Genomic DNA, 2,805 nt, shown 5'->3' with positions numbered 1-2,805 from the left:
ACTTAACATACTGGTTGTTTTGTTCAGTTTTCAAAGATCAATAGTTGTTGTCGTTTTTTGCGACGAAATATAATATATCATGGAATAATATTTGTGTCAACACTTTTTTTAGAGAGCAGATAATCGATAAAAAGCTTAGCTCCTTTTTCAAAAATGTTAAACTGACAACACGAAATAATATAGCATATCAGAACTACCGATGCAATACTTTTTTCGAAAATACCTATTGGAAAAATATCGATATCCTTATTATCTTATGTACTTAACAATCTCGTGTTGATTTGCTATACGTCGAAATAACTGAAATAAAACTTGATATCGTTCCATCATGGCATTTTTTATCAACGGATCAATATAGTCACTTTCTATATCTAACAATATCTCTTCCATTTCACGTTTGATTATATATTCCAATTCTTTCTGCTCTATTTCACTGATTAACATTCCTAACATAAGAAACTCCTTTTTATTTTTTAGTAAAGGATGGATATTTGTACTGTTCACATTTAATATTGTTCCGAAATTCACGAAAATTAAAACATACTATTTTTCAGTCTATTTGCATTTCAACTATACAGAGGTACTAACATGATAAAACACTAACCTTTTGCTACTTCTATTTCATTATCACATATTCTGTTGTGTTGAAAATGAGGTAATTTATCCTATTCTTTGATTCATTCAAATAATATCTTATCCTCGTCTTCAATAAAGATACAAAGAGCTCTTAGTTCAACTTCCTCAGAACCATTAAATAGGTAAAAAATTATACCATTTGTTTATATCACTTTATTCATAATAGAAAATGCCAATCATAGAATAGATTATAACTGGAACAATTAGGGGGAGAATAATGACCTTTTTTTACACAATAAAATTCAAAAAATTGAAGCAGGTTAGCCTTTTTTTGGTACTAGCTCTATTTACCGCTTTATTCTTGTGGGTAGAGACCAAAAGTGATTTTACCGTATTTTTTACACAGGACAACCCTTCCGCATTAACGAAAGGGAGCCCAGATGATGAAAGTGTTGCCCTTACTTTCAATATTACTTGGGGCGACACCATGCTTGAACCAACCCTTGAGCAATTAGAGAAACACGATGTGACAGCTACATTTTTCTTATTGGGGGAATGGGTCGAGCATCATCCCGATTTAGTTGAAATGATCGAGAAGGCGGGTCACGAGATCGGGATGTTAGGTTACAGGTATAAAAGCTACCTTAAACAAGAACCAGAACAAATTAGACAAGATTTGAATAAAGCTACGGATGTTTTTAGTAAGATGGGGTACACGGATCTCCGTTTATTACGGACACCTAGTGGCCACATAAATGATGAAGTATTAGACATAGTAACGAATCAAGGATTCGATGTTATTCAATGGAATGTAAATCCGAGAGACTGGGAAAATCCAGGGACCAATGAGATTATCGATCATGTCTTATCCAATACGTCCAACGGGGATATCATTTTATTACACGCTTCTGACTCTGTAAAACAAACGCCAACGGCTCTAGAAAGTATCTTGCCTGGGTTAAAACAAAAAGGATTATCCTTCGTCACAATCTCTGAACTAATCACAAGAGCACAAGCAGAGGTTGAGGAGATTAATTAATACTGTTTTCCTTGTTTATGATTAATCTTCTCACTGACATTTCGGTTTTCTTTTCAAGCACTCTCTAATAAAGTGAAACTTAAATCAGTGGGGGTTTTTCAGGTATTACCCCACTGATTGTTAGTTGAAGCATTCTGGGTGCAAGCGTCCGTTACTCCCTTAAACAACTTGCTTTTCTTGTTGTTTTGAAGTGAAAGTTTTACGGACGGTTGCTCGGGATAAAAAATATAAAATATCAAGACATTACCACATAGCAATGCGTCACGTATAAACTCGTCGAGTAAAACAATAACATACACTAATAGTAGTATAAAAACAGCCAAAGACCTTCATATTATAGACAAATCAACTTTTTAACCACATCACCTAGAAAGGAATCAACGAGAGTATGAAACAAACATTGCTATTATTGACCTTTAGTTTGCTTTTGATCACAGCTTGCACGGGAAACACGGATAATAATCAGAGTGACAACAATTCATACGAGACAACAAAAAAGATGGTAACAGACATTTTAAAAACGGACGAGGCGAAACAAGCCATCGTTGAGGTGATCGCCGATGAGGAGACACAGCAAGTCTATGTACTGGAAGCAGATACGGTGAATAACGCCGTCCAATCCGCTTTAACGTCAGATGCTGGAAAAGAATTTTGGACAAAGATGTTTACGGAACGCGATTTCATCACCAGTTTTTCCGAAGCGATGGTTCAGCAACAGGAAGAGGTCTTGAAGAACTTAATGAACGATGCCTCCTATCAAGAAAAAATGTTGGAGTTGTTCACAGATCCACAGATGAGCCAACAGTTTGTTACCGTGATGAAGAGCCAACAATTTAGAGCTCATTTAGAGGAGACAATCGAACAGACTTTTGAATCGCCATTATTTCAAGCAAAGATATCTCAATTATTAGTCGACAATGCAGATAAATTACTTAAGTCGAAAGAGGAGTCTTCTTCTGATGAAGAAGACGAAGGTGAAGCGGAAAATGATGAAGATAATTAGGTGAATCATGAATCATATACATGCCTTGAGCACAGGAAAAAAAGGAGAGCGACATAAGATCACTCTCCTTTTTCCTGTGCTATTTATTGCTACCCCCTAGCTGCGATTTTCAAGCTTGGATCGGCGAGTTTTCTTTACACTATTTCCAAACTTCTTCTTTGCGGTGAATAGTATAAGTGCAACTACC

Annotated in this window: 3 protein-coding genes; 2 read left to right on the top strand and 1 reads right to left on the bottom strand. The window is 35.7% G+C overall.

What is annotated here, in order from left to right:
• Nucleotides 1-249 precede the first annotated feature (249 nt).
• Nucleotides 250-453 carry a hypothetical protein gene (locus OWO01_RS15800; RefSeq protein WP_268781437.1) on the bottom strand — a complete coding sequence of 68 codons (204 nt, stop codon included), beginning with the start codon at nucleotides 451-453 and terminating at the stop codon, nucleotides 250-252.
• A 400-nt stretch (nucleotides 454-853) separates the two neighbouring features.
• Between OWO01_RS15800 and pdaB the strand changes: the two genes are divergently transcribed.
• Both pdaB and gerD read left to right on the top strand, forming a co-directional pair.
• Nucleotides 854-1,615, top strand: a complete 762-nt coding sequence (gene pdaB, locus OWO01_RS15795; protein WP_268781436.1) for a polysaccharide deacetylase family sporulation protein PdaB — start codon at nucleotides 854-856, stop codon at nucleotides 1,613-1,615.
• A 388-nt stretch (nucleotides 1,616-2,003) separates the two neighbouring features.
• Nucleotides 2,004-2,618, top strand: coding sequence for a spore germination lipoprotein GerD (gene gerD / locus OWO01_RS15790; RefSeq protein ID WP_268781435.1), 615 nt, complete (start codon nucleotides 2,004-2,006; stop codon nucleotides 2,616-2,618).
• The last annotated feature ends 187 nt before the right edge of the window (nucleotides 2,619-2,805 follow it).

The organism is Natronobacillus azotifigens (genome assembly GCF_026805325.1).
Lineage (GTDB): Bacteria > Bacillota > Bacilli > Bacillales > Amphibacillaceae > Natronobacillus > Natronobacillus azotifigens.
This window is presented reverse-complemented; position numbering and strand designations above follow the sequence as displayed.

Excerpts from the sequence above, each read along its gene's own strand:
- OWO01_RS15800 (WP_268781437.1), bottom strand. The coding sequence starts at position 453 with ATGTTAGGAATGTTAATCAGTGAAATAGAGCAGAAAGAATTGGAATAT.
- pdaB (WP_268781436.1), top strand. The coding sequence starts at position 854 with ATGACCTTTTTTTACACAATAAAATTCAAAAAATTGAAGCAGGTTAGC.
- gerD (WP_268781435.1), top strand. The coding sequence starts at position 2,004 with ATGAAACAAACATTGCTATTATTGACCTTTAGTTTGCTTTTGATCACA.